The following is a 230-nucleotide window of genomic DNA, read 5'->3' on the forward strand; positions in this document are numbered from 1 at the left end:
GCCTGCTCGAACACGCCGGGGTGGGCGTAGACGATGAGCGCGCTGACGTGGCCGAAGCCAAGCGAGGTCAGTGCCGCGGCCTTCACGCTGTGGCCCGCAGAGCCGAGGTCCAGCGGGGAGCGCAGCCACACCAGGTTCGGCGCCTTCGGGGCGATGAGCGGGTCGACGCAGTCCAGGGACACGTTCGCCGGGATGCGGTGCGTGCGGAAGACGTCGATGATGCCGCCGGT

At 70.9% G+C, this 230-nt stretch carries 1 protein-coding gene; it reads right to left on the minus strand.

From position 1 onward, the window contains the following. Window positions 1–230: hypothetical protein (locus tag HMPREF2807_RS12920; RefSeq protein ID WP_158010545.1), on the minus strand; the 230-nt coding region annotated here is incomplete at both ends.

The organism is Corynebacterium sp. HMSC074A09 (genome assembly GCF_001811545.1).
In the GTDB taxonomy this organism is placed as follows: Bacteria; Actinomycetota; Actinomycetes; order Mycobacteriales; family Mycobacteriaceae; genus Corynebacterium; species Corynebacterium hiratae.